General features: G+C 67.3%; 1 protein-coding gene. It reads right to left on the bottom strand.

The genetic code is table 11. The features are described 5' to 3' along the window. The coding region (locus QSJ19_RS26600) for an HNH endonuclease signature motif containing protein (RefSeq protein ID WP_286324060.1) at window positions 1-289 on the bottom strand (289 nt) is incomplete at its 3' end. Window positions 290-736 lie beyond the last annotated feature (447 nt).

Here is a 736-nt window from a genome sequence, read left to right as displayed (position 1 = left end):
TCGGTCGATGGAAGGTGAACTGCTGTCTGCCTTTCGCGATGATGCCGAGATCGCCGCGATGCAGGGCCAGGTGGTGCGTCCCGCACAGCGGGATCAGATTGTCCGGATCGGTGGTGCCACCCTCAGCCCACGACGTGACGTGGTGGACATGCAGGTGCCGGGTCCGACCGCACCCGGGATGCTGACACCCACGATCGCGCAGGGTCACGATCCGGATCAACGCGGCCGTCGGCACCCGCCGCTTGCGACCCCACTTCACCACTGCGCCGCGACGGGGTTCAGATGTCACGCACCGACGCACCGCAGCGCGCGTCGGCCACGTCCTCCTCGGCCAGAGCAGGGCCATCGTCGAGGTGATCATCGCGCCGGTCCTCGACGTCATCAGCGTGGACGTGGATGAGCAGCTCCGCGCCGGACGCGGGTTTCCGGGATGTCGACAGCGCTGTGCAGGGTGTCGGCCATCGCAACCACAGCGGGCACTGAGGTCGGAGTCATCGGCCGGCTCGATGTCGGCACCGTCGAGAGCCAACACTTGCGCGCCGTCGAGCGGGTTCAGACGCAACGTCACCGACAGGGTGCCCGTCGTCGTTCCACCGCCAGTGCCCTGAGGACTCGATCGTCCCGGACTCGTCCTCACGCGCGCCCCGGTCGATGTCACGCATCGACCGCACCAACGATTCCACCTGCGCCGCAGTCGAACTCAACGCGACATTGAGCAGTTCCTGTTCGCGTTCGG

This window comes from Gordonia sp. ABSL11-1, assembly GCF_030315685.1.
In the GTDB taxonomy this organism is placed as follows: domain Bacteria; phylum Actinomycetota; class Actinomycetes; order Mycobacteriales; family Mycobacteriaceae; genus Gordonia.
This window is presented reverse-complemented; position numbering and strand designations above follow the sequence as displayed.